The sequence below is a fragment of the Streptomyces sp. NPDC026522 genome (genome assembly GCF_055567555.1).
This window is the reverse complement of sequence record NZ_JBVHQF010000006.1, coordinates 355734-378761: the sequence shown is the minus strand read 5'-3', so window position 1 is coordinate 378761 and position 23028 is coordinate 355734. Positions and strand designations below refer to the sequence as shown.

The 23028-nt window shown below is 72.9% G+C and carries 27 protein-coding genes; 5 read left to right on the top strand and 22 right to left on the bottom strand.

The window, feature by feature from the left end; genetic code table 11:
• Window positions 1-41: 41 nt before the first annotated feature.
• Window positions 42-569, bottom strand: coding sequence for a hypothetical protein (locus ACZ4M3_RS18360; RefSeq protein ID WP_467733780.1), 528 nt, complete (start codon window positions 567-569; stop codon window positions 42-44).
• A 194-nt stretch (window positions 570-763) separates the two neighbouring features.
• On the opposite strand from ACZ4M3_RS18360, the gene ACZ4M3_RS18355 reads away from it, so the two are divergent.
• On the top strand, window positions 764-991 hold the full coding sequence (locus ACZ4M3_RS18355) for a hypothetical protein (RefSeq protein ID WP_467733778.1): 228 nt from the start codon (window positions 764-766) through the stop codon (window positions 989-991).
• Between the two features lie 55 nt (window positions 992-1046).
• On the opposite strand, the gene ACZ4M3_RS18350 is transcribed toward ACZ4M3_RS18355, so the two are convergent.
• The 9 genes from ACZ4M3_RS18350 to ACZ4M3_RS18310 form a co-directional block, all read right to left on the bottom strand.
• Window positions 1047-2264: a phospholipase D-like domain-containing protein gene (locus ACZ4M3_RS18350; RefSeq protein WP_467733776.1), complete on the bottom strand. Its 1218-nt coding sequence runs from the start codon at window positions 2262-2264 to the stop codon at window positions 1047-1049.
• A 114-nt stretch (window positions 2265-2378) separates the two neighbouring features.
• A complete protein-coding gene (locus tag ACZ4M3_RS18345; protein WP_467733775.1) occupies window positions 2379-3647 on the bottom strand; it encodes an ATP-binding protein in 1269 nt (422 codons plus the stop codon).
• Window positions 3644-4960, bottom strand: a complete 1317-nt coding sequence (locus tag ACZ4M3_RS18340; protein WP_467733773.1) for an ATP-grasp domain-containing protein — start codon at window positions 4958-4960, stop codon at window positions 3644-3646. The genes ACZ4M3_RS18345 and ACZ4M3_RS18340 overlap by 4 nt, the downstream gene beginning before the upstream one ends.
• On the bottom strand, window positions 4957-6252 hold the full coding sequence (locus ACZ4M3_RS18335; RefSeq protein WP_467733771.1) for an ATP-grasp domain-containing protein: 1296 nt from the start codon (window positions 6250-6252) through the stop codon (window positions 4957-4959). The genes ACZ4M3_RS18340 and ACZ4M3_RS18335 overlap by 4 nt, the downstream gene beginning before the upstream one ends.
• On the bottom strand, window positions 6249-7598 hold the full coding sequence (locus ACZ4M3_RS18330; protein ID WP_467733770.1) for an MFS transporter: 1350 nt from the start codon (window positions 7596-7598) through the stop codon (window positions 6249-6251). Before ACZ4M3_RS18330 ends, ACZ4M3_RS18335 begins: the two co-directional genes overlap by 4 nt.
• A complete protein-coding gene (locus tag ACZ4M3_RS18325; protein ID WP_467733768.1) occupies window positions 7595-7729 on the bottom strand; it encodes a hypothetical protein in 135 nt (44 codons plus the stop codon). Before ACZ4M3_RS18325 ends, ACZ4M3_RS18330 begins: the two co-directional genes overlap by 4 nt.
• A 58-nt stretch (window positions 7730-7787) precedes the next feature.
• On the bottom strand, window positions 7788-8807 hold the full coding sequence (locus ACZ4M3_RS18320; protein WP_467733766.1) for a PLP-dependent cysteine synthase family protein: 1020 nt from the start codon (window positions 8805-8807) through the stop codon (window positions 7788-7790).
• A 113-nt stretch (window positions 8808-8920) separates the two neighbouring features.
• Window positions 8921-9532, bottom strand: coding sequence for a serine O-acetyltransferase EpsC (gene epsC / locus ACZ4M3_RS18315; RefSeq protein ID WP_467733764.1), 612 nt, complete (start codon window positions 9530-9532; stop codon window positions 8921-8923).
• On the bottom strand, window positions 9532-10110 hold the full coding sequence (locus ACZ4M3_RS18310) for an NADPH-dependent FMN reductase (protein ID WP_467733762.1): 579 nt from the start codon (window positions 10108-10110) through the stop codon (window positions 9532-9534). The genes epsC and ACZ4M3_RS18310 overlap by 1 nt, the downstream gene beginning before the upstream one ends.
• 330 nt (window positions 10111-10440) lie before the next feature.
• Between ACZ4M3_RS18310 and ACZ4M3_RS18305 the strand changes: the two genes are divergently transcribed.
• On the top strand, window positions 10441-10713 hold the full coding sequence (locus ACZ4M3_RS18305; protein WP_467733760.1) for a hypothetical protein: 273 nt from the start codon (window positions 10441-10443) through the stop codon (window positions 10711-10713).
• A 76-nt stretch (window positions 10714-10789) separates the two neighbouring features.
• On the opposite strand, the gene ACZ4M3_RS18300 is transcribed toward ACZ4M3_RS18305, so the two are convergent.
• From ACZ4M3_RS18300 to ACZ4M3_RS18290, 3 genes are all read right to left on the bottom strand, one after another.
• Window positions 10790-11728: a D-alanyl-D-alanine carboxypeptidase family protein gene (locus ACZ4M3_RS18300; RefSeq protein WP_467733758.1), complete on the bottom strand. Its 939-nt coding sequence runs from the start codon at window positions 11726-11728 to the stop codon at window positions 10790-10792.
• A gap of 106 nt (window positions 11729-11834) precedes the next feature.
• Window positions 11835-12317: a lamin tail domain-containing protein gene (locus ACZ4M3_RS18295; protein ID WP_467733756.1), complete on the bottom strand. Its 483-nt coding sequence runs from the start codon at window positions 12315-12317 to the stop codon at window positions 11835-11837.
• 279 nt (window positions 12318-12596) lie between these two features.
• Entirely contained in the window at window positions 12597-13319 is a 723-nt protein-coding gene (locus ACZ4M3_RS18290; protein WP_467733754.1) for a hypothetical protein, read from the bottom strand.
• Window positions 13320-13492: 173 nt separating this feature from the next.
• Between ACZ4M3_RS18290 and ACZ4M3_RS18285 the strand changes: the two genes are divergently transcribed.
• Window positions 13493-13996 carry a VOC family protein gene (locus tag ACZ4M3_RS18285; RefSeq protein ID WP_467733753.1) on the top strand — a complete coding sequence of 168 codons (504 nt, stop codon included), beginning with the start codon at window positions 13493-13495 and terminating at the stop codon, window positions 13994-13996.
• A 95-nt stretch (window positions 13997-14091) separates the two neighbouring features.
• Here the strand turns inward: ACZ4M3_RS18285 and ACZ4M3_RS18280 are convergent, their stop codons facing one another.
• The 4 genes from ACZ4M3_RS18280 to ACZ4M3_RS18265 all read right to left on the bottom strand — a co-directional run bounded on the left by ACZ4M3_RS18280 (window position 14092) and on the right by ACZ4M3_RS18265 (window position 15957).
• On the bottom strand, window positions 14092-14466 hold the full coding sequence (locus ACZ4M3_RS18280) for a VOC family protein (protein WP_467733751.1): 375 nt from the start codon (window positions 14464-14466) through the stop codon (window positions 14092-14094).
• Window positions 14467-14752: 286 nt separating this feature from the next.
• Complete coding sequence (locus ACZ4M3_RS18275; RefSeq protein WP_467733749.1) at window positions 14753-15229, bottom strand: Clp protease N-terminal domain-containing protein; 477 nt, start codon at window positions 15227-15229, stop codon at window positions 14753-14755.
• 7 nt (window positions 15230-15236) lie between these two features.
• Window positions 15237-15440 carry a helix-turn-helix domain-containing protein gene (locus ACZ4M3_RS18270; RefSeq protein WP_453353837.1) on the bottom strand — a complete coding sequence of 68 codons (204 nt, stop codon included), beginning with the start codon at window positions 15438-15440 and terminating at the stop codon, window positions 15237-15239.
• Window positions 15441-15504: 64 nt separating this feature from the next.
• Window positions 15505-15957 (bottom strand): DUF2000 family protein, encoded by a 453-nt coding sequence (locus tag ACZ4M3_RS18265; RefSeq protein WP_467733747.1) that lies wholly within the window; start codon window positions 15955-15957, stop codon window positions 15505-15507.
• 49 nt (window positions 15958-16006) lie between these two features.
• Between ACZ4M3_RS18265 and ACZ4M3_RS18260 the strand changes: the two genes are divergently transcribed.
• Window positions 16007-16810, top strand: coding sequence for a helix-turn-helix transcriptional regulator (locus tag ACZ4M3_RS18260; RefSeq protein WP_467733745.1), 804 nt, complete (start codon window positions 16007-16009; stop codon window positions 16808-16810).
• A gap of 15 nt (window positions 16811-16825) precedes the next feature.
• On the opposite strand, the gene ACZ4M3_RS18255 is transcribed toward ACZ4M3_RS18260, so the two are convergent.
• The 4 genes from ACZ4M3_RS18255 to ACZ4M3_RS18240 form a co-directional block, all read right to left on the bottom strand.
• Window positions 16826-17905, bottom strand: a complete 1080-nt coding sequence (locus ACZ4M3_RS18255; protein WP_467733743.1) for a DUF5954 family protein — start codon at window positions 17903-17905, stop codon at window positions 16826-16828.
• Window positions 17906-18040: 135 nt separating this feature from the next.
• Entirely contained in the window at window positions 18041-18862 is an 822-nt protein-coding gene (locus tag ACZ4M3_RS18250) for a YceI family protein (RefSeq protein ID WP_467733741.1), read from the bottom strand.
• A 96-nt stretch (window positions 18863-18958) separates the two neighbouring features.
• Window positions 18959-21403: an MFS transporter gene (locus ACZ4M3_RS18245; RefSeq protein ID WP_467734018.1), complete on the bottom strand. Its 2445-nt coding sequence runs from the start codon at window positions 21401-21403 to the stop codon at window positions 18959-18961.
• Between the two features lie 94 nt (window positions 21404-21497).
• Window positions 21498-21980, bottom strand: a complete 483-nt coding sequence (locus ACZ4M3_RS18240) for a MarR family winged helix-turn-helix transcriptional regulator (protein WP_467733739.1) — start codon at window positions 21978-21980, stop codon at window positions 21498-21500.
• A gap of 275 nt (window positions 21981-22255) precedes the next feature.
• Here ACZ4M3_RS18240 and ACZ4M3_RS18235 point away from each other — a divergent pair, with 275 nt between their 5' ends.
• Window positions 22256-22459, top strand: coding sequence for a hypothetical protein (locus tag ACZ4M3_RS18235; protein WP_467733737.1), 204 nt, complete (start codon window positions 22256-22258; stop codon window positions 22457-22459).
• Window positions 22460-22570: 111 nt separating this feature from the next.
• Here the strand turns inward: ACZ4M3_RS18235 and ACZ4M3_RS18230 are convergent, their stop codons facing one another.
• Window positions 22571-22921 (bottom strand): hypothetical protein, encoded by a 351-nt coding sequence (locus ACZ4M3_RS18230; RefSeq protein ID WP_467733735.1) that lies wholly within the window; start codon window positions 22919-22921, stop codon window positions 22571-22573.
• Between the last annotated feature and the right edge of the window lie 107 nt (window positions 22922-23028).

Genomic DNA, 23028 nt, shown 5'->3' with positions numbered 1-23028 from the left:
CCGGCCCGCGGCGGCCCCGCCGCGGGCCCGCCGCGCCGGGTTCAGTGGCCGGCCACTTTGATCAGGGCGACAGCGGTACCGATCGACGCGTACGCGACCCCCGCAAGCAGGGCGCCGGCCGCTGCGCCGCCCATCCGGAGCCCGCCGTACCACCCCCACCCGAACAGCACCCACACGTCCACCGCGGCCGCGACGAGCAGCGCCGTGTGCAGCGCCATCACCCCGAGGGCGGACAGCAGGATCAGCAGCAGCGGGCCCACGGCCGACAGCAGCAGGGGAGCGGAGACGAACAGCGCCTCGCGCAGCCACCGCTCCCCGGAGCCGCGCCCGTGCACCACCCGGTGCGCCTGCCAGTCCGCCACCAGGGTGGACAGCCACAGCCCCACCGCCGTCCCGGCCACCGACACGGCCACGCCGGCCGGGGTGGCATGGCCGGAGTACGCCAGCCCCACCACCACCGCGATCATGGTGATCGTCGCGTACAGGCGCTCCTTGAGCTGGGACGCGATCAGGACGGCCCGCTCCGCCTCGCCCTCGGCCGGCGGAGGTACGGGGGCCGCGTCGTCCATGGCGCCCACCGTAGGGCGGCCCGCCGGTGGCGCGGGCGAGCCGTTCCGCCGGGTCGCCCGATCAGGGCACTGCCCGCCAGCGGCCGCCGCGCTCCTGCCACCCCTTTGACCTGCTTGGGATCCGCACGACCGGGTAGGCGGGGTTACGCCTGTCGGCGCCCTCGCCGGCCGGCGCAGAGGAAAGGAACCCGACGATGACCGACCGCGAACGGAACGAGCCGCCGCGCACCACCCCGTCCCATGCTCCGGGTGAGGCCGGTGACGAGGAGGCACGACGGGAAGCCGAACGGGCCGAGCGCGGTCCGCAGGACGAGGTCGCGGGCGGCGAGCCGGGAGAGGCGGCCGACGCACTCTCCCCGAGCCCCGGCGCCCAGCGCCGCTCCCGCGCCCACGCCGAATCCGGCGACTCCGACTCACGCTGACCGCGCTGCGCCGGCCGGCCCCCGCCGGTCGGCGGAACCCGTCGAGCCCCGGCCGTCAGAGGAAACGGCGGATGGGCACGACGCCGGCCTCACGGGCGCGCTGCGCCAGTGAGCGGTTCTTCCACCTGCCGGGCCGGATGGGATCACTGACCTTGAGGTCGGTGTCGTAATGCCCGTCGAGCACGGCGGTGAAGCTCCGGTCCATGACGGCGAGCATCACCTCCTCGTCGTGGTCGAGGGAGCGCCGGTTGAAGTTGGTGGAGCCGATCAGTGAGACGACGCCGTCCATGGTGATGACCTTCGCGTGCATCATGGTCGGCTGGTACTCGAAGATCTCCACGCCGCTGGCGGTCAGCGCCTCGTAGTGGCGCTGGCCCGCCAGCCGGCACACCCGCTTGTCGGTGTGCGGGCCGGGCAGCAGGATCTGGACCGCCACGCCGCGGCGCGCCGTCGCGCACAGCAGATCGACGAAGTACGCGTCGGGTGCGAAGTACGCCGTGGCAAGGCGCACCCGCTCCTCGGCGGACTCCAGGACGACGCGGATCAAGGTCTGCATGTCCTGCCAGCCGAAGCTGGCCGACCCGCGCACCACCTGCACGATCGCGTCGCCGGCCGGCTCGTGGCCGACGAAACGGTCCCGGTCGTCGAAGAGCTCCGTATGGCACTCCGCCCAGTTCTGGGCGAACGCGGCTGCGATGCCGTCGACCGCCGGGCCGCGCACCTCGACGTGGGTGTCACGCCACTCCTGTGCGTTGCGGGCGTCGCCGCACCACTCCTGCGCGATGCCGACGCCGCCGGTGAAGGCGGTCCGCTCGTCCACCACCAGCACCTTGCGGTGGCAGCGGTGGTTCTGCTTGAGCGGGGACAGGTACAGGGGCTTTCGGAACCAGGCGACCTGTACGCCCGCCGCGCCCATCTCCGCCAGCAGCTCGGGCTCTATGAGACGGCTGCCGAAACCGTCCAGCAGCAGCCGAACCCGCAGGCCCGCCCGGGCGCGGCCGGCCAGGGCCCGCGCGAAGCGGCGGGCGATGTCCCCGCGCCAGTAGACGAACGTCATCATGTCGACCGTGTGGCGCGCCCCCTCGATCGAGGAGAGCATCGCGGCGAAGATCTCGTCGCCGTTGCGCAGCGGACGCAGACTGTTGCCCTCGGTCGCGGCGATGCCGATGAGCCGCTCCAGGCGCCTGCGGATACGGAGGATCCGCTCGTCCGTGCTGTGGGCCGGACGCGGCTGTGCCGCTTCACCCGGGGCCGAAGGCTCCACGCTGGTCATCCATGCACTCCTCGATCGGTCCCGTGCGACCCCGGACCTTATCGAACAGTGCCGCGGGCACGGACCACCGGCCCCGGTCGGCGGCAGCCGGTGGTCCGTCACCGAGGTGGCGGTTCAGTCGATCACGATCTCCGACTCGAAGCGGGCCCCCAGGGCCCGCAGGCGGTTCTCGCACTCCTCCCGCGTCGGCGCCGACAGCACCGCCGCGGCCAGGAAGTCCGAGGACAGGGCGGCCTCGGCGAGTACCTCCCCCGGCTCCGCGAAGACGCCGTAGAACTCCACCCACGGCTCCTCCGGTGTGACCGGGATGGCGCGCACCGTCCCCGGCCGCTTCATCATCAGGACCTGCCCCGCCATCCGGACCGTCGGCAACCGCCGGCCGCCGTCCGGGCCGCCCTGCGCGAGCCGCTCCAGGGCCGGCAGCCGCAGCCCCGTGTGCGCCCGCGACGCCAGTTCCACCGGGTGCACGCCGAAGACGGCGGTCAGCACCTCCCGGATGCGCGCGCCCGCCGGCCGCGCCGCGACCTCGCAGACCACCAGCCGGTCGTCGGGGGTGTGGAACACCTCCGCGTGGAAGGCGAAGTCGGCCGGTCCGCCCAGCGCCGCGAGCGCCTGCTCCGCCAGCTCCAGCAGCCGCGGCGTCAGCGGGTCCGAGGGGTCCAGGGTGAGGTCCACCCGGGCGCCGTTGTCCGCCTGGAAGGACGACAGCTCGTACTGGTACTGCGACGGCCAGGCCATGACCGTACGGCCGCCCGCCACCACCCCGTCCACGTGGCACATCCGGCCCGGTACGTACGCCTCCAGCAGCAGGTCCTCGCGCGGCTCCGGGTCCCCCGCGAAGGCCTCCGCCAGCTGCCGCTCCAGCTCTTCCCCCGTCCGTACGACCCGCAGCCCGACGGAGCCGAAGCCGTCGCGCGCCTTGAAGACCAGCGGCAGGCCGTGCTCCGCCGCGAAGGACCGCGCCTCGTCCGCCGTCCCCGCCAGGGTGTGCGGGGCGACGGCGATGCCCGCCGCCGCCAGCTTCCGCTTCATCAGGACCTTGTCCCGGAAGGGCAGCACCTCAGCGGGGAGCTGGCCGGGCAGCCCGAACTTCTCCCGCAGCGCCGCGGCCCGGATCAGGTCCGCCTCGTGGTGCGCGATGACGTGCGTGACCCCGTACTCCTGGATCAGGTCACGGGCGAGCCGGTCGACGAGGTCCTCGTCGTCGAACGTGTCGATGACCTCCAGGCGGCGGTAGCCGCCGGGCCCGTCGGGGACCCGCTCACGGCCGGCCGTGATCCTGTCCCGGGCGGCGATCATCACCACACCGCCGTCGAGCTCCGCCAGCCACCGGTCGTACGGGAAGGGCTCCAGCGGGAACCGGTGCAGTACGAGCGCGGTCACGCCGCCACCTCCACCCGGTGCGGGGCGAACGCCCGCGCCGGTCTCACGTCGATGCGGATCTGCTCCGTCAGCCGTTCGCAGAGGGCGATGGCGGTGTCGGTGTCGGCCGCCGTCACCGCGGCGAAGCCGAGCCGGTCCCAGTTGTCGCGCAGCGGGCGGACCTCGTCACCGGGGCGCACGGAGACCTCCACGGCCAGTACGTCCGCACGTGCCGCCACCTCTTCCACACCGGACACGGCGGTGACCGTTCCGGGGTCCCGGAGGACGAAGCGGGTGCAGGCGCCCGCGCGGGGGATGGGGGGTTCGGGCAGTTCCTCCACCAGGCCCAGCGGCCAGGCGACGCCGTACCGGAGGAGGTCGATCCCGTAGGCGGCCTCGACCAGTTCGTTGATGTGGCCGCCGCCGACCCGGTTGTGGGACTCGATGACCACGGGCCCCCGCGAGGTCAGACGCAGTTCGGTGTGGCTCGGGCCGTCGGTCACGCCCATGGTGTCCAGGAAGTCCGTGACCGCGGCGGTGACCTGGGCGTACGCCTGGGGTGTGAGCCGGGCGGGCAGGGCGTGGCCCAGCTCCGCGAAGTGGGTGTCGTCGACGAGCTTCTCGGTCACCGCGACCACCACGTGGCGGCCGCCGAAGCTGAAGCCCTCCACACTGAACTCGGGGCCGTCGAGGTAGGACTCCATCAGGAACTCGCGCACCGTGAACAGCGTCGAGCCGCGGTCGGTCCGCCGGCCGCGCAGTTCCTCGATCCGCTCCCAGGCCGCCTCCAGGCCGGCGGCTCCGTCGACCCGGATCAGACCGAAGCTCGCGGTCGCGTCCGTCGGCTTGATGATGAACGGGAAGCCGGCCTCGCGGCCGAACGCCTCCAGCGACTCGCGGTCGGTGACCCGGCCCCAGTGCATGGCCAGCTTGCCGTGTTCGGCCAGGTGCCGGCGCATCAGGTACTTGTTGCGCATCCGGCGGCTCACCTCCGGCCGGGTGCCCGGGAAGCCGAAGTGGTCGTTCAGCCGGGCCGCCATGTCGAGACCGCCCTCGGTGAGGGAGACGACCACGTCGAAGCCCCAGACCTCGCGGGCCGCCTCGGCGAGCGGCCGTACGGTGTCCCATTCGGTGTAGTCGACCATCAGCAGTACGTCGGCCAGCCCGGTCTGGAACGCGTTGATCTTGTCGGGGTGCTGGAGCAGCACCACGCGGACGCCCAGGGCCTTCGCGCGTTCGAGGTGCTGGTCGGTGCCGCCGACCAGCAGCATCGTCCGCTCGGCGGCAGGCGTCGCGGGTGGGGCGGCTTCGGTCGTCGCGGTGCTCGCGCTCATGACAGGGCTTCCTTCGTGCTGGGCGTGTCGGAGGTGGCGGGTGCGCCGGGCGCGTCCGGCGGGCCGGGCGTGATCGTGGTGCGCAGCGCCGCGAAGGCCGCCTCGATCCGCTCGGCCGCTTCGGCGGGGCTCGGGGCGTCGACGACGGCGTAGCCGTGCCGGGTCCCGGAGTCGGTGGTGCGCGGCAGGACGTCGCCGGGCCCGTACGGGAAGTGCACGGCGTGCACGTGCTCCGCGGCGCCAAGCTCCGTCAGGCCCTCCACCGACTCCAGCCGTCCGGCGGGCAGTCGGAAGAAGCCGACGCAGGCGTACCGCCGGGGGGCCGGGGTGTGCACGTCCTCGCCGGCCAGGGCCCGGAAGACCGCCGCTTCGAGGTCGAGGCCGGTGGCCACCTGGACGAGCAACGGGATCCGGTCGCCGCCGAGACGGGCCTGCGACTCCACGATGCGCGGCCCGGCCGGGGTGAGGATCACCTCGGTGTGCGCCGGGCCGAAGGCATATCCCGTCAGGTCGAGCAGGGCGGTGACGGTGGACCGGATCGCGGCCGCGTCGGCGGCGGGGAGCGGCGCCGGGTGGACGTGCCCGGTCTCCACGAATCCGGGCGGGCCGCTGGTCTGCTTGGCCGTGATCCCGACGATCTCGTGCCGGCCGCCGACGGTCAGCGTCTCGACGCTGAACTCCGGGCCCTCCAGGAAGTCCTCGATGACGTAGGGGCCTTCGATGCCGGCCGACTTGACCCGCTCGGTCCACTCCACGAGGTCGGCGGCCGTGCGGACGAGCGCGATCCCGCGGCTGCCCGCCGAGTTGGCGGGCTTGACCACGGCCGGCAGACCGAACTCCGCCAGCAGCGGCTCCACTTCACCGAGCGTCGCGGCTTCCCGGGCGCGGACCACGGAGACACCGCTCCGATTGAGCAGGCGCCGCATCGCGTTCTTGTCGTTGAGCAGCCGGACCGACTCGGCGCGGTTCGGGGACAGGCCCAGGGCCTCGGCTTCGGCGACCACCGGGGCCATGCTGGACTCGCTGCCCAGGTGCAGGACGTGCTGGATGCCGTGCTCCACGGCCATCCGGGCGACCAGTGCGCGCAGCGCGGCCTCGTCCTCGAAGTCGACCAGGGCCAGTTCCTCGGAGTGGGCCGCGACCTTGTCGAGGTAGGCGGCCGGGCGCAGCGCCGGATCCCAGATGGACCAGACCCGGAAGCCGGCCTCGACGGCCTTGCGGACGAGCTGCTCGTACGGCATCACCATGAGGAGGCGGCCGGGGGCCGCGGCGTGGGCGGGGGCGTGGGTCATGACGTGGCTCCGTTCCGGGCCGACGCGGCGACCGGGCGGGCCGGCTCCGCGTCGGCGGTGTCCTGCTCGACGTCGGCGGAGTCCTGCTCCGCGGCCGCCGCCTCGGCCGCTGCCTGGCGCGCCTCGCGCAGCGGCAGCAGGGAGCGGTAGACGAGGATGGCGCCGAGGCCGAAGGCCGCGTACAGCAGGCTCATGCCGACCGGGGAGAGGAAGGCTCCGACGGTCACGCAGAGCGAGCCGATCAGCAGGCCGATGCGGGCGTTGAGGCCGTAGGCGGCCAGGTACTTGGTGCGGGCGGCCGGGTCCACCAGGTCGGCCAGCAGCGCCTGCTTGACCGGGACGTTCGCGATCTCGCCCACCGTCAGCAGGACCGCGGCGGCGATCAGGACCCAGCCGCTGTTGCTGACCGCGAGGACCATGTAGCCGGCGGTGAAGACCGTGAGGCCCGCGTAGAGCCGGACCCGGTCGGGCAGCCGGCGGAACATGCTGCCCGCGAAGAGGGCGAACACGACGATCAGGGCGGTGTTGACGGCCCGCAGGATGCCGAGCATCGCCACGCCGTCGACCGCCGGGAACCAGCGGTCCAGGCCGGCCAGCGCCTGCTCGGGGAAGTCGTCCGCGAGCCGGACGGCGATGTAGTAGCCGATCTGCACCTCGATGGCCCGGCTGAACGTCGCCGCGGCCAGGAGCCGCAGGAACACCCGGTCCCGGGAGACCGCGAGGTAGCCGCGGAGCATGGCCGGTACGCCGGCCGCCTGGTCCTTGGCGGACTCCGGGGCGCTTTCGGCGATCCACCACCAGGTGACCAGGGCGGTCGCCGCCGACAGCGCGGCCGCGGCGGTCAGCAGCAGCGTGAAGTGCTCGCCGTAGAAGAAGCCGCCGATCAGGGCGCCGGCGGTGAACGCCAGGTTGATCGACCAGTAGTTGACCGTGTAGACGAAGTTCCGGTTCTCCGGGGTGGAGACGTCGATCATCATCGCCTCGGCGGCCGGGGTGGCCGCGCTCGCCAGGCAGGTGTTGAGCAGGAAGAGGACGAAGGTCACCACTCCCGACTGCCACCAGGGCGAGTTGGCCAGGGCCAGCAGCCCGAAGGTGAGCGCCGCCCCGACCTCGCCCGCCACCATCAGCGGCTTGCGGCCGTACACGTCGGCGAGGTGGCCGCCGAGGAAGTTGCTGGCGATGCCCGCGGCCGCCACCAGCAGGGTGAGCACGCCGGCCGCCGCCGCGCCGTACAGCGCGGCCAGATGGATCACCATCAGCGGCATCAGCATGATGCCGAGCAGCCGCTGGACGAAGCCGACGCCCAGCCTCAGTTTGATGTTCGGGTGCAGCTCGCGGAAGTTCATGCTCCGCCTCCCTCACGCGCGGCTCCGGCGAGCGGGGTCGCGCCCGGTGCGGTCTCGGTCGTTGCGCGGACGAGCTCGGCGCGCGGGGCACGTGCGGTGCCCTGCCACCGGTCGACGGTGTTCACCGGCATGTCGGATTCCTTTGCGGAGTGGGGGAGTCGGGCATCGGACGGCGTGGCAGCGGTGGGCTCAGGGCTTGGCCGTCAGGGCCCCGGACTGCTCGGCGGCCCGGGCGACGGGCTGTTCGACGGTGCGCGCGGCCGGGGCGTCGTTCTCGTTCCACAGGCTGAGGTAGCGCTCGCCCGTGTCGGGGAGGACCGTGACGATCGTCGCCCCGATGTAGTCCGGGTGCCCGGCCAGCTGGGCGCAGGCATGGGCGACGGCGCCGGAGGAGACCCCGGCGAAGACGCCCTGGCGGCGGGCGAGGGCGCGGGCCGCGAGCATGGCGTCCTCGTCGGAGACCGTCACCACGCTGTCGATCAGGCCGACGTCGGTGGTGGGGGCGACGAAGCCGCCGTTCAGCCCGGGGATCCGGTGCTGCCCGCCGACGCCCTGGGACAGCACGGGCGAGTTCTCCGGCTCGACCGCGACCACGCGTACCTCGGGGTTCTGCTCCTTCAGGTACCGCGCGATGCCGCTGAGGGTGCCGCCGGTACCCACGCCGCAGACCAGGACGTCGATGCGCCCGGCCGTGTCGGCCCAGATCTCCGGGCCGGTGGTCTCGTAGTGGGCCCGTACGTTGTCGGGGTTCTCGTGCTGGCAGGGGAACCAGGAGCCGGGCGTCGCCGCGTGCAGTTCCGCGGCCTTGGCGATCGCCCCGGAGTAGCCGCTCTCGCGCGGGGTCTGCACCACCTCCGCGCCCAGCGCCTTGAGCAGGGAGACCCGCTCGGCGGTGGCGCTGTCGGGCAGCACGATCACGCAGCGGTAGCCGCGGGCGGCGCAGAGCGCGGCCAGCGAGATGCCCGTGTTGCCGGACGTCGCCTCGATGACGGTGCCGTCGCCGGGCCTGAGGTCACCCCGCAGCTCCGCGGCGCGCAGCATGTACAGGGCGGCCCGGTCCTTGCTGCTGCCCATCGGGTTGGCCGACTCCAGCTTCGCCAGGACCTCGGTGCCCGGGGCGGTGTCGTCGAAGCGCAGGCGGATCAGGGGGGTCGAGCCGACCAAGTCTTCGATGCTGTCGGCTATGTTGCGCTTCTGGCGGCTTTCCACGTCTGTTCCTCACAAGTCGTTCGGTGGGGCGGTGTCTCGGTCGGGCGTACGGGGCGCCGTACGCCGCTGCGGTCTTCGCGGGGGATTCCGGGCCGCTGGACGGGGAGCGGGGCCTACCAGGAGCCGGCCGAGGCGGTGACGGCGTACAGGTCCTCCATCGGCTGCGGAGCCCGGCCGACCGCCTTGATCACGGCGGTGGCGGCGAGTACCCGCGCTCCCGCCGGCACGTCCTTGTTGACCAGGGCCTGGGCTCCGATGACGGCGTGCTCGCCGATGGTGACGGGGCCCAGTACGGTCGCGTTCGTGCCGAGTACGACGTCGTGGCCCACCACCGGATGGCGGCGTTCGCCCTCGGCCCGGTTGTTGTCGCTCCACCAGCCCACCGCGCCGAGCGTCACCTGGTGGTAGATGGTCACGTCGTCCCCGACCACCGCGGTCTCGCCGATCACGACGGCCGCGCCGTGGTCGATGAACACCCGCCGGCCGAGCACCGCGCCGGGGTGGATCTCCACGGCGGTGCCGCGGCGGGCGTACCAGGCGATGGCCCGCGCGATGAACCGCAGTCCGCGCCGGTGCAGCCGGTGCGCGACGCGGTGTGCCCACAGGGCGGGCAGCGCGGCGTGCAGCAGGGCTTCCCGGCGGCTCCGTACGGAGGGGTCGCGGGCCACCACCACGTCCAGGTCTTCCTTCATGATCCGCAGCAGGCCGGGCCGGTCGGCCGCCATCAGACGAGCACCTCGAGGCGCTCACCGAGGTGGCTGAGCTCGGCGAGCACGGCGCGGGTCAAGCTCTCCAGCCGGGCCACGACCTCCGGGTCCGTGTAGCGGCCGCCGTCCGCGGCGAGCGCGGCCGCGCCGCCGATGGCGACCGGTTCGTGCTCCACCACCCGCGCACCGCACCGGCCGAGCACCGCGATCAGGCCGGGCTGGGCGTCGCGCCCGCCGCGCACTCCCGGCGAGGCGCTGGCCACGCCCGTCACCTTGCCGGTCAGCGGGCTCCGGCCGTCCGGCCGGGACAGCCAGTCCAGGGCGTTCTTGAGCGCGCCGGGCATGGCCCCGTTGTAGGAGGGTGTGCTGATGAACAGCGCGTCCGCGCCGGCGACCAGTTCCTTCGCCGCGCGCACCGCGAACGATCCGTCGGCGCGCTCCAGCCCGCCCTCGTAGAACGGCAGCTCGGAAACGGGAAGCAGCGCCGTCTCGTGGTCCCCGGGCAGCTCCGCCAGGATGTGGCGCACGGTCGCCAGTACAGCCGTGTTCAGCGAGTCCCGGCGCGTGCTGCCGGATACCAGAACGATCTTCGCCACATCAAACCCCTCTCCTCGGTCCGGATCGTCCGCCTGCGCTTCCCGGACCCCTCTTGTCGCGGCCCTGACGGTCAGGCCGAACCCGCGGACCCGGGGAGCGCCCCGGCCCGGACACCGAAGTGGCCGGGCCCGGGCGGCTCCGGCCCGCGTCGTCTTCGACACGGTCCCAGCCCGGACTGTTGGGAGCCTCGATCGGGACTCGCGCCGCGGCGGAGGACCCCAGGAGTGCGCGTGCACTTCCGGTCCGGCCGGCCGGGCCGGCGCCGTCAACCGCTCGAAGGGGCCTGACCTGCGCGGGGTTTCGCTCGTTGCAGGGGCATGACCGAATCCATGGTGACGATTCCCGCCGATTGGCTCGCCCGCGCCTTCCTCTCCCTGCGGCGCAGCGGCTCGGACGAGGCGCAAGCGGCGGCGGTGGAACTACAGCCGTTCACGGAGAAGCCCGGCCAGCGCGTCCCCGTACCGCGGACGACGGTGCTGCGCACCGAACTGGCACTGCGGCTCGCGCTTGGCGGCGAGGCGGGACGGGACCGGCAGGCGCGGCGCACGCGGCTGTCGCAGGAGGCCCGTGACCTGATCAGCGCCCGCCCCGACGACCACTGAACCCACCCTCCTCGCACGTGAGGCGGATACCGGGGGTATCCGCCTCACGTCCTCACACCATCAGCTCATCCGACCGTCAGTCGAGGACGTCCGGGATCGGCTCGGTGTTGCTCCGCTGGAGCGCGGTCTTCGAACCGGCGGCCGGCCCGAGGGCCCAGTCCGAGAGCGCCATCGAGTCCGCGTACCGCTCCTCGTCGTTCAGCAGCACGCCGATGACCGTCTTGCCGTTCCGGGTCACGGAGAAGACGAGGCACTTGCCCGCCGCCGTGCCGGTGCCGGTCTTGACCCCGATCGCACCGGGGTACGCGTACCCGGTCGGCCGGGGTTGGATCAGCAGGTTGCTGTTCGACCACGACGCGTCGGTGGAGGTGGCGCCGGTGCTGATCGAGACGGTCTGCACGAGCGTCCGGAAAGTGCTTCCGCCCATCGCGTACTTGGTGAGCTTCGCGAGGTCGCGCGGGGTGGTGAGGTTGTTGCCCGTCGGCGAGATGCCGTCGAAGGAGTCGTACACGGTGTTGGTCATGCCCAGGGACTTCGCCTTGGCGTTCATCTTCGCGATGAAGTCCGCCGTACGGGCCTGGGTGGTGGTGCCTGTGCCGAGGGCGTCGGCGAGCGCGTACGCCGCGTCACAGCCGGAGGGCAGCATCAGCGCGTACAGGAGCTGGCGGACCGTCGGCGTGGCGCCCGCCTTGAGGTGGGCCGAGCTCGCGCCCTCCCGGACCACGTAGTCCAGGTACTCCTGCTGGATGGTGACCTTCTTGTTGAGGTCCACGTTCGGCAGGCCGGTGACCACCACAGCCGTCATGATCTTGGTGGTGCTCGCCATCTGCCGCTTGGTGTCGGCGGCCTTGGAACTGAGCGTCGCCCCGGTGCCGGCGTCCATCAGGAACGCGCCGGCGGCGCTCACCGGCGGCGCGGCGGCCGCCTGGGCCGGCGCGGAGACGGTGAGCAGAGCGCCGGTGGCGATGGTGACGGCGAGTGCGCCCCGCCCACGGCGCAGCAAAGTCGATATCAAGTCGAGCCCCCCTGTGGCTGGAAATCCGGACGGGCGGAAACACCGAGGTGTCTCCGCCCGTCCGGGATCCTAGCCGCCGCGCCGGGAACGCGGGTACGGCGATCGGTCAGCTGTGGTGACCGCGGCCCTGGCGGCCGCCCCAGGACTCGGTGTCGATGACGCGGCCACGGTCGTCGCGCAGGGTCGCGGTGTCGCGCGCGTCCCAGATCTGCTGGCGGCGGTTCTGGTAGACGTCGCTGTGCGTGTTGCGGCCCTGACCGGTGTGGACCTTGACGCTGTGGCCGCCCGCGAGGCGCAGGCCCGCGAAGCGGTAGCGGTTGCCCTGCTGGTCGGTGAGGGTGTATCCGCGCAGGTCGACCCCGTGCCGGCCGGTGTTCTTCACCTCGACCCATTCGCGGTTCAGCGCGTGGTTGGAGCGGTCGGTGCGACCGGGGCTCTCGTGCTGTACGGAGCCGATGACGACCGCGGAGTGGGCGCGGCGGTCGTTGCCGTGGTCGGCGGCGGTGGCCGGCAGGGCGGCGGCGCCGACCAGGGCGCCGGCGGCCAGGAACGCGGCGACGAAACGGCGGGGAGTGAGAGAAGCAGACATGGCAATGGCCCCTTCCAACGTTGGCCCGCCCCGGGGTTCGGACATGCGGGCGGGCACCGAGCGGTTCTCGGCATATGGCCGAGAAGCCATACTTTGGCCCACATCCGCTGCCGAACACGGCGAAATCGCCCCGTGTTGCTTAATGCAGACATGTCGGAAACTGTCCCTTTGCCAAAAGGGCGCCGCCCAGGGGCAGGTGACCGGGGGTTTCGGCGGATTCTTCGCACGTATGTACGACGCGAACCGTTGCGCGTATCCGCGCGCGGGGCGCCTCGCGCGTCAGGAGACCCCGTACCACTGGCTGCCCCAGCCGGTGTTGATGGTGCTCGTGGACTGTTCGGTGAGGTTCACGGTGGCGGGCAGCGAGGTCTGCCCGGTCAGGACCGTGCTGTACCGGAGCTTCGGCGGCGCCAGACCGGCGTTGACCGAGATGCCGGCCCCCGTGGACTTCAGGGTCAGGGCGTTGGTGGCCCAATTGCCGTTGAGCAGGAGAGCGATGAAGTAGGTCCCGGGGGCGGCGGTGAACGGCTTGCCGAGGTGCAGCGGCTTGGCGATCGCCTCGCTCATCAGCTGCGGCGAGATGTCCGCGGTGGCCGCGCGCAGGGTTCCGGCGCCGTCGTACACGCCGAGGTAGCAGTCGGCGAGCTGCGCGTTGGGGTCGAGACCGGCCAGGCCCAGCCAGATGTCGGACCAGGTGATCTGCTCGCGCAGGACGATGCGTACGAGGGTGACCCGGCCGCCGACCCCGGCGGCCGACTGCGCGGTGACGTGCCCCGCGTCATTGGGGTCGCCGGTCCAGGCCAGCAGGTTCTGGTCCTGCGGCCGGGGCCCCTGGTACCCCTCGGACGCGGACCCGCCGCTCTGCCCCGGTGCCGGGGTCGCGGGGCCGGCGCCGCCGTGGTCCCGCTCGCCCGGTGCGGTGCAGCCGGCCAGGAGGAGCAGGGCCGCGAGCGCCGCGCCGAGGCCCTTCGCGGCGGTGACTTTGATGGTCCGGGTGCGCATGGTCCCCCCAAGAGGCGCAGGTGTGCCGACGGGCCATGATCACACGCCCCGGGGCGGCCGCGCCCCGCCGCCGGCCGCGCCCCGGGCATCCGGTTGACCTCAACCAAACTTGAGCTTCTAGGTTCGTTTCCGGGCCGCTGGAACCGTCCGGCGGCCCGAGGAGGAGGTTCACCATGACCGAGCACACGGACCACGCCGACGGTACGGCCCACGCCGTCATCCCCGACCGCTACCGACGCGCCGTGATCCCGCACATCATGGTCGACGACGCCGCCGCGGCGATCGACTTCTACCAGCGGGCCTTCGGGGCACGTGAGGATTTCCGGATCGACGCTCCGGGCGGCGGGATCCTGCACGCCGAGATCACGATCGGAGGGTCCGCCCTCATGCTGGGCGACGCCAGCGTGGAGGAGGCGGAAGCGGCCTCCTTCGCGGCGCCGACGGCCCTCGGCGGAGGGACGTCGGTCACCCTGCACGTCTTCGTAGCGGACGTAGACGGTCTCGCGGAGCGAGCGCGGGCCGCCGGAGCCGAAATCCTCCAGCCGCCGCAGGACATGTTCCACGGTGACCGCACCGTCATCCTCAAAGACCCCTCGGGGCACATCTGGGTGTTCCTGACCCACCTGGAAGACGTCTCCGAAGAGGAACTGAGGCATCGCCTGGCCGTCACCGCATGACGGGGCCGCCCGCACGGTGACCGCCGTGGGTGCGACCCGGGTGCGGGGCCCGCCGCCCGGGGGAGTGGCGACCGGGCCCCGCACGCCCGTCATCCCTACAGGTAGGGGCGGGTGATCAGCTCGATCGCGTGGCCGGCGGGGTCCTTGAAGTACACGCCCCGGCCCCCGTGTTCGGTGTTGGTCTCGCCCGCGCGGCGCATCTGGGGGTCGGCCCAGTGCTCGACGCCGTGGTCGCGCAGCCACCGGTACGCCCGGTCGAACAGCTCGTCGTCGATCAGGAACGCGTAGTGCTGCATCTGGATGTCCACCGGCGGCTCCGCGAACTGGAGCAGCACGCCGTCGGGGAGCTGGATGTTGGTGAACGGGCCCCAGGACGGCGCTTCCGGCAGTTCCAGCAACTCGCGGAAGAAGCGGGCCGACTCGTGGCGGTCCTTGGCGGCGATGATGGTGTGGTTGAACGAGACAGTCATGTGGTGGACCTCGGTGTGTTCGGCGGAGATGCGGACGCGTGGTGCAGCTGCGCCGGGTGGTCCGCGTGCCGAACTGTGGGGGTGCCCGTTTCGCACCCACGGAGGGGTCAGCCCTCCACCGGGTAACCAATCCGTGTGTGGCGTAGCGCCGGTCCGGTGTTCACGTCGATCACCCTAGGTGAGCCAACGGGCCACGGCAAGCGGGGTTTTGCGATCCCCGCCGGCCGGCCCCGATGGCCTCGCGGCCGGCCGGCCGGCCGCCCCCGCCCCAGGTGCGGCGTCCGGCTCAGGCTGCGGCGCCCGGCTCCCGGAGCCGGTCCCGGACCGCCGTACGGTCCACCCCCAGCCGCTCCATGAGCTCCGCCGCGGGGTCCGGCCGCTCGCAGCCGAGGATCGCGAGCAGCAGGTGCTCCGGCCCGAGGCGTCGGCCGCCGGCCTTCTTCACCTCCACGAGGGCGCGCGGCAGGACCGAGCGGGCCCCGGAGGTGAAGGGCGTGCGCTTGCGCGAAGCGGGGACGGGCGGCCGCTCGACGCCCCGTACGTCGATCCCGATGGCGGCCAGCGCCGACCGGTCCAGCTCCTCCAGGGCGGTGCGCGCCTCGTCGAGGCCGACCCCCAGGCACCTGGCCGCGGATGACCCCGGCTCGTGGAGGACTCCCAGGAGGAGGTGCTCGGTCCCGATGCGGCGGTCGCCGCGCAGCCGGGCTTCTTCCAGTGCACAGGTGACGGCCGCGCGGGCGCCCGCGGTGAACTTCTCGAACACTGTCGTCTCACTTCCCGTGTTTGGCGTGTGCGGACTGCCGGGACACGCCGAGGGCGTCCCCGATCTGTTCCCAGGACCACCCCTGGTCCCGGGCGCGCGCCACCGCCGCCGCTTCGACCTGCTCGGCCAGCCGGTGCAGGGCGCCGACCGCCCGTAGTCCCACGGCGGGGTCGTGCGACCTGAGACGTTCTGCCAGATCTCCGGTTTCCATGCATGTCAGTCTGGGCTGACAGCGCCGTCGCGTCAACCCAGACTGACGTACACCGGGTGCTCGTTCAGGGGTGCATGCGTGCGCCCTTGAGGACCTTGTCCACCGCGTTCCGCGGCCCGTACACCGCCATCCCCACCAGGTCGAGGTGGTCCGTGCCCACCGCCCGTACGGCCGCCCGGTTGTCGCGGTCGTTGCCCGTCCCGAAGAGGTCCGAGGTGAACACGGCGGTCGGCAGCGCGCGGCGCAGCGCCCGGCCGTGCGCGGCCGTCAGGTGCTCCTTCGCCGCCTCGAAGACCAGCACGGGCTGACGGAACATCGGCAGGTAGCCCGCGCCGTCGGCGTCCGCGTACGGCTCGCCGATCACCTCGGGCGCGGCCGTGCCCAGCCCGCTGACCAGGAACGCGGTCACGTTGATGCGCTGCCAGGTCTCCAGGTCGTCCCGCAATACCACGGCGATCTTGGTGTCGAAGCGGACGGGCGCCTTCGCGTCGCCGTCGGTCTCGTTCGTGATTCCCATGCTTCGAGACTGCGCGGTGCACACCGGCCGCGTCTTGTACGTTCCTTGCATGACGCCCCGGCAGGAGACCTCGGCCTGGCGGCCGTCGGTGGCAGGTGTCGTGGAGGTGTTCCACGCCCGCTTCACCGGGCACGCCTACCCCATGCACGTCCACGACGCCTGGACCCTGCTGATCGTCGACGACGGCGCGGTCCGCTACGACCTGGACCGCCACGAGCGCGCCACCCCGGGCGACACCGTCAGCCTGCTCCCGCCGCAGGTCGCGCACAACGGCTCGCCCGCCACCACCGACGGCTTCCGCAAGCGGGTGCTCTACCTCGACATGACCCACCTCGACGCGAGCTTCATCGGCCCCGCGGTGGACGGGCCGGACCTCGCCGACCCCCTCCTGCGCCGGCGCGTCGGGCAGCTGCACACGGCGCTCGCGCACCCCGGCGACGGGTTCGAGGCGGAAAGCCGGCTGGCCCTCATCGGGGAACGGCTGCGCGCGCACCTGCGCCCCGGGGGCCGGCGCGGCGCGCGGCCGGACCACGGAGTTGCCCGGATCCTGCGCGACCTCCTGGACGCCCGGCTCCTCGAACCCCTCACCCTGGACGAGGCCGCTCGCCTCCTGCACGCCCACCCGACCCACCTCGTACGGGCCTTCAGCAGCGCGTTCGGCATCGCACCGCACCAGTACGTGACGTCCCGCCGGGTGGACCTGGCCCGCCGGCTCCTGCTCGACGGGCAACCGCCGGGCGAAGTGGCGGCCGCCGCCGGTTTCTACGACCAGTCGCACCTGACCCGGCACTTCAAGCGCGTCGTGGGCACCACCCCCGGCCGGTACGCCCGGCCCACCGGCCCGCCGCCGTAGTGGGCCACGCGCGGTTCAGTCGGCGGCCAGGACGTTGCCGTCCTCGTCGAGCCCGAGGTGGATGCGGGCCGGGTCCTGGCTGTTGACGTCGGACGGGCGCGGGCCCTCCGGTCCGTCCGGGCCCCAGCGCAGGAGACGGCGGGTGCGGACGATCTGGTAGACGCGGTCCTGGAACTCCAGCCGGTTGACGCGCCCGGCCCGCAGGGCGGCGGCGGCCTCGGCGTACTCGGCGAGTTCCACCGCGGAGGTCGCGGCCCCGCCGTCCGCCGCGAAGGTGCGGGCGTCGGCGGTCGGGTCGGTATCGAGGGGGATGAGTCCGTGCATCCGGGGCCACGCCCACGTCAGGGCGAAGTCAAGGGACTGGCGGGCCTCGTGCGCCGTCGCGTGCGGGCCGCTGATCGCCTTCCAGCCGTTCGCGGTCCGCTCCACCACCTCGAACGTCGCCGGCAGCAGCAGCACGTCCGGGTGGGTGTCCAGCGCCCGCACTGAGTCCGCCCGTACGTCCTCGGGGAACCGCCCACCGGCGTAGCGGAGCCCGCGCAGCGCCAGCCGCTCCACCGCCCGGGCCGGAGTGACCGGCGCGTCCGGATCCAGGACCAGGCCGTCGTCGACCGCCGGGCCCTTGACGGTGCGGTCCCAGTCGGGGACGGGGGGCTCCGGGTCGGTCGGGCGCGGCCCTTCCATTCCGTCCGGGCCCGATCCCCCGTACTCCTCCGCGCGCACGACCCGGTAACGGGCCCCGGCGACTTCGAGATCGTCCACCCGCTCGCTCTCCAGCCGGGCGACCGCGGCCAGCAGTGCGCGCCGCTCCGCCCGGCCCTTCGCGTGGTCCTTCGCCCGGAACCACAGCTGCGAGTTCAGGGAGTCGCGGGCCAGCTGCGGGCAGCCGTTCGTCACCGGGACCACCACCCGCCAGCGCTGCCCGTCCCCGGCGTCCTGCGTCGCCACGCCGAACAGGGGCCCGCGCACCACCACCCCGCCCGCGCGCGCCACGGCGTCGACGGCGTCGGCTTCCGTCGCCGCCTCCACCGGCTCCACCGGAACCCGCACCACCACCGGCCGCGAACCGCCCGGTCCCGCACTACCGAGATCCATGCCCCCATCCTGCCGACCACGGCTCGGCGCCACTCCCGATTCGCCGATTTCCCCACCCGTACGTGTAAGCGACGCCGGGCCCCGCAGGGCGGGCAGCCGGCCCGGCCCCCGGTCAGCCGCGCCGCGGGACCGGGCCTACGCCTGCGGCAGCGCGTCGCCCTGCACGGCCTGGATGTCCAGCTCCACCTTCAGCGTCGCGCCGATGGCGGCGATCCCCGCCTGGACGACCTGGTTGTAGTTCATCGCGAAGTCCTCGCGGTGGAGTTCGGCGGTGGCGCGGAACGCGGCGCGCGTGCCGCCCCAGGGGTCGGCGCCGGTACCCAGGTAGGCCAGGTCCAGGTCGACGGGGCGGACGACGCCGCGCAGCGTCAGGTCGCCGTGCACCGTCCAGCGGTCGGGGCCGGCCGGGGTCAGGCCCGTGGAGCGGTAGGTGATCCGCGGGTACGCCGCCACGTCCAGGAAGTCCGGCGACCTGAGGTGGCCGTCGCGCATGCCGTTGCCCGTGTCGATGGACGCCGCGTCGATCACCGCCTCCACCCGCGACGCGGCCACCTCCTGCGCGGCGATCTCGATCCGGCCCGCGAACTCGGTGAACCGGCCGTGCACGCTGGAGATCCCCAGGTGCTGGGCGACGGCGGCCACCGACGAGTGCGCCGGATCGATCGTCCACGGCCCGGGCGGCGGCAGCTCGGCGCCGCCCTGACGGGCCAGGACCACACTGCCGACCTCGGCGCGCCCGCTGGCCGTGACGATGGTGCTCGACGCGGTGGGCGCGTATCCGACCGCGGTGACTATGACCGTGTACGCCCCCGGGGCCAGCGCGGTCGCGTCGCGCACGGCGCCCTCGCCGTCGGCCTCGGCGCGTACGACCTGGGTGCCCGTCATGTCCGTCACCGTGACGACCGCGTGCGACACGGCCCATCCGTCGCGCGTGCGGATCCGTGCGGTGAGTCCCATCCCGTTTTCTCCCTGCGAAAGCTTCGAGTCAGCTGAAAGCGGACCGGCCCGCGGGGCGCCCCCGCTGCGGGGCGCGCGCCACGGGCCGGCGCCCGTCTACTCGCCGGGGTGGGCGAGTTCGATGTCGTGGCCGTCGACGCCGCGGCCGCTCACGGTCAGCGCCGTGGCCACCGGCGGGTATCCCGTCGCGATGACGGTGTACTCGCCGCCGTCCAGGTCGGTGAAGGCGTACGCCCCGTCTGCGCCGGTCCGAGCGGTGGCGACCACGTTGCCCGCCGCGTCGACCAGCGTGACGCGGGCGTCGCCGAGCGGTCCGCCCGGCGCCCGGACGACGCCCTGGACCTGCGCACCGGAGCTCAGCTCGACCTCGACCCGGGTCACGCCCGCGCCGCCGACCTCCACGTGCAGGGCCTTCGGGCGGCGCCCGGCGGCGTTCACCGCTATGGTCACGGAGCCCGGCACCAGCTCGGCGAAGGTGAACCCGCCCTGCCCGTCGGTGGTTCCGGTGGCCAGTACGTCCCCGCGCACGTCGGTGACGATGACCATGGCGTCCTCGACCGGGGCCCCGGTTTCGGCGGCCCGTACGACACCGCTCAGGCCGCTCGTCCCGCTCAGCAGGATGTCGTAGACGACCGGCTCACCGTTCACCACGATCGTCGAGGCCTGCGGCTGGAACCCGTCGGCGGCCGCGATCAGTACGTACGAGCCGCTGCCGGGCGCGTCGAGCGCGTACGAGCCGTCGGCCTGCGCGACCGACCGGCCCAGCTGGCGTCCCGCCAGCGAGATCAGCGTCACCGCCGCCCGCTGCACGGGCGTGCTCTCGGCGCCGCGCACGTGGCCGCGTACCGCAATGCCCTCGGGCCGGGAACCGGACCCGCCGTCACCCGCGGTGGCCACGGCGGCCAGCTGCCGCGGCACCTGAGGGGCGGACCCGGCCTCGGCGACGGCCCGCTCGGGGGCGCCCGCCGGGACCAGGACTCCGGCGTCCGCGTCGGCCTGGGGGCCGGCTTCGGCTTCGGCCTGCGAGGCCTGCGCCAGGCCGCCCGACGTCCGCAGCGGCACCTCCTTGATGAAGAGCGTGACGAGGAAGGCGATCAGCGCCAGCGGCGCGGCGATCAGGAACACGTCCGCGATGCCGTGGCCGTACGCGCTCTCCATCACGGTGCGCAGCGGGCCGGGCAGGCTGTTCATGTCCGGGATGCTGCCGCCGGAGCCCGACTGCGCCGCGGCGGCCGCGTACTTCGGGTCGAGGGTGGCGAGCCCGTCCTTGGCGTAGTGGGTGATCCGGTTGGCCATGATCGCGCCGAGCGCGGAGACCCCGATCGCACCGCCGAGGGAGCGGAAGAACGTCACCGTGGAGCTGGCCGATCCGAGGTCGGACGGCGCCACCTGGTTCTGCGTGCACAGGACCAGGTTCTGCATCATCATGCCGATGCCCAGTCCCAGCAGCGCCATGAAGACCGCGATGTGCCAGTACACCGTGTCGTAGCGGATCGTGCCGAGCAGACCGAGGCCCGCCGTCACCAGGACGCCACCGCACAGCAGCCACGCCTTCCACCGGCCGGTCTTGGTGATGACCTGCCCCGAGACGGTGGAGGAGACGAACAGGCCGGCGATCATCGGGATCGTCATCACGCCGGACATGGTCGGGGACTTGTCGCGGGCGAGCTGGAAGTACTGGCTGAAGAAGACGGTACCGGTGAACATCGCCACGCCGACGAAGAGCGACGCGATCGACGACAGCGCGATGGTGCGGTTGCGGAACAGCCGCAGCGGGATGATCGGCTCGCTCGCCTTGGACTCGACGAGGACGAAGAGCGCGCCGAGGACGATGGAGCCGCCGACCATCGCGTACGTCTGCCACGAAACCCAGTCGTACTTGTCACCGGCGAAGGTGACCCAGAGCAGGAGCAGCGACACGGCGGCGGAGATGAAGAACGCACCGCCCCAGTCGACCTTGACCTCGCGCTTGACGACGGGCAGGTGGAGGGTCTTCTGGAGCACGATCAGCGCGATGATCGCGAAGGGCACGCCGACGTAGAAGCACCAGCGCCAGCCCAGCCAGTCGGTGTCGGTGATGACACCGCCGAGCAGCGGGCCGCCGACGGTGGCGACTGCAAAGGTCGCGCCGAGGTAGCCGCTGTAGCGGCCGCGCTCGCGCGGGGAGATCATCGCCGCCATCACGATCTGGGCGAGGGCGGACAGGCCGCCGACGCCGATGCCCTGGACCACGCGGCAGGCGATGAGCATGCCGGCGTTCTGCGACATGCCGGCGACGGCCGAGCCCAGTACGTAGATGACCAGCGCTATCTGGACCAGCGCCTTCTTGCTGTACAGGTCGGAGAGCTTGCCCCACAGGGGGGTCGCCGCCGTCATGGACAGCAGGGCGGCCGTGACGACCCAGGTGTAGGCGGACTGGCCGCCGCCGAGGTCGCCGATGATGTGGGGGAGGGCGTTGGAGACGATCGTCGACGACAGGATCGCGACGAACATGCCGAGCAGCAGCCCGGAGAGCGCCTCCATGATCTGCCGGTGGGTCATCGGGGCGCCGTCGTGGCCGCCGCTGCCGCCGTGCTTGGCGTGAGAGGCCCGCACACCGGCTGGTGTGGTCGTTGCCATGCGCTTCCTTACGTTCTTATGCGGGTGTACGGGTGGTCGGTTCGTCCGGGTACGGGAGCCGCCCGGTCGCGCGGCAGTCTCCGAAGCTCGTGCGCAGCCGGGTCATCAGCCGGATCAGCCCGCCGACCTCCTCGTCGGACCAGTCGCTCAACCGGTCGGCGAGGAGCCGCGACGTGCGCCGGGAGAGCTCGTCGAGCTGCTCCTGCCCCGCTGCGGTGAGGCGCAAAATGCGGGAGCGCCCGTCGTCCGGGTCGGGCAGCCGTGCTATCCAGCCGCGCTCGGCGACGTGCGCGACGTGCCGGCTGGTGACGGAGGTGTCGACCGAGAGCAGTTCGGCGAGCCGGCTCATCCGCATGCCGCCGTGCCGGCCGAGCAGGGTCAGGACGGCGGCGGACCCGGCGGGACAGTCGTGCGGCAGGATCCGCCCCATGTCCCGCTTGACGGCACCGATGGCGCTGAGCTCGCGGGCCAGTTCCTCGTACTGCGCCTGCTCGGCCATCACGCCTCCATTTCGTTGCTCTAGGCAACCGTAGAAGTAGTTGGTTGCTCCACGCAAACCGAAAGGGGCCCCTCCTGCTAAAGTCTTCGCAAAGGCAAGCACCGGCGACCTTAAACCCGCAGCTGGGAGGGCCGGCTCCGGGCCGGGGAGGCCATCTGCGGATCACGCGGGAGAGTGGTTCGGCTCCGCGTCGCCTTGTCCCGCCCGCCACGCCGTGGCACCGTCGCAAGCGCTTCATCGACGACGTTGATCCACGACGAGGGAGAGGCCGCGCGATGCCCGACGACCTGGCCGCAGACACCATCCGGAAACTGGAGGACATCGTGGCGTCCGGCTCGCTGCCGGAACACACCACGGAACTGCTCCGCGTGTCCCTGAGCCAGGCCCGGGCGGCGAAGTCGGCGGGCCGCGACGAAGAGGCGATCACCATCGCCGCCCAGGCCCTGGAGACGGCGGAGAACCCCTCGACGGACCGGTAGCGGCACAAGCGGCGGCCGACGGGGGGCGGAGCACCGCGCTCCCCGCGCCCACGCCGCCGGCCCCCGGCTCCCAGGAGCTGGGAACCGGGGGCCGGGAGCCGCGCGGGCCCGTCAGCAGTGGCCGACGCTGGTCTGGCCCCCCACCAGGGACGAGTGGACGTAGCCGGTCCCCAGGTAGCTGGAGACGCGGAACCACCGGTTGGAGGCGTAGTTGGAGCTCGGCGGGTACACCCACTGGCTGTCCAGCCAGCACAGCATCGTCACGCCCGTCCCGTTGGACAGGTAGCCGAGCGAACCGCACCCGGTGTCGGCGCAGGTGCGCTCGTTCGCCCCGCCGCTGTTCGACGAGATGTAGCTGCCGGCCGCGTCGGCGCCGCCGGCGCCGGCGAGCAGACCGGTCAGGGCGACGGCTGCCGCGGCGGCGGCCAGTCCGGCCCGGGACCGCAGAGTGGTGGTCGTCATGCGCATGGTCGTTCTCCCTCGGAAGACCCACTGGGGTGTGCGGCGCCCCGGCGGATCCGGCGGCGCCCCACCAGAGAGCCATCCCGACGGCGACCGGCGGAAGGGCG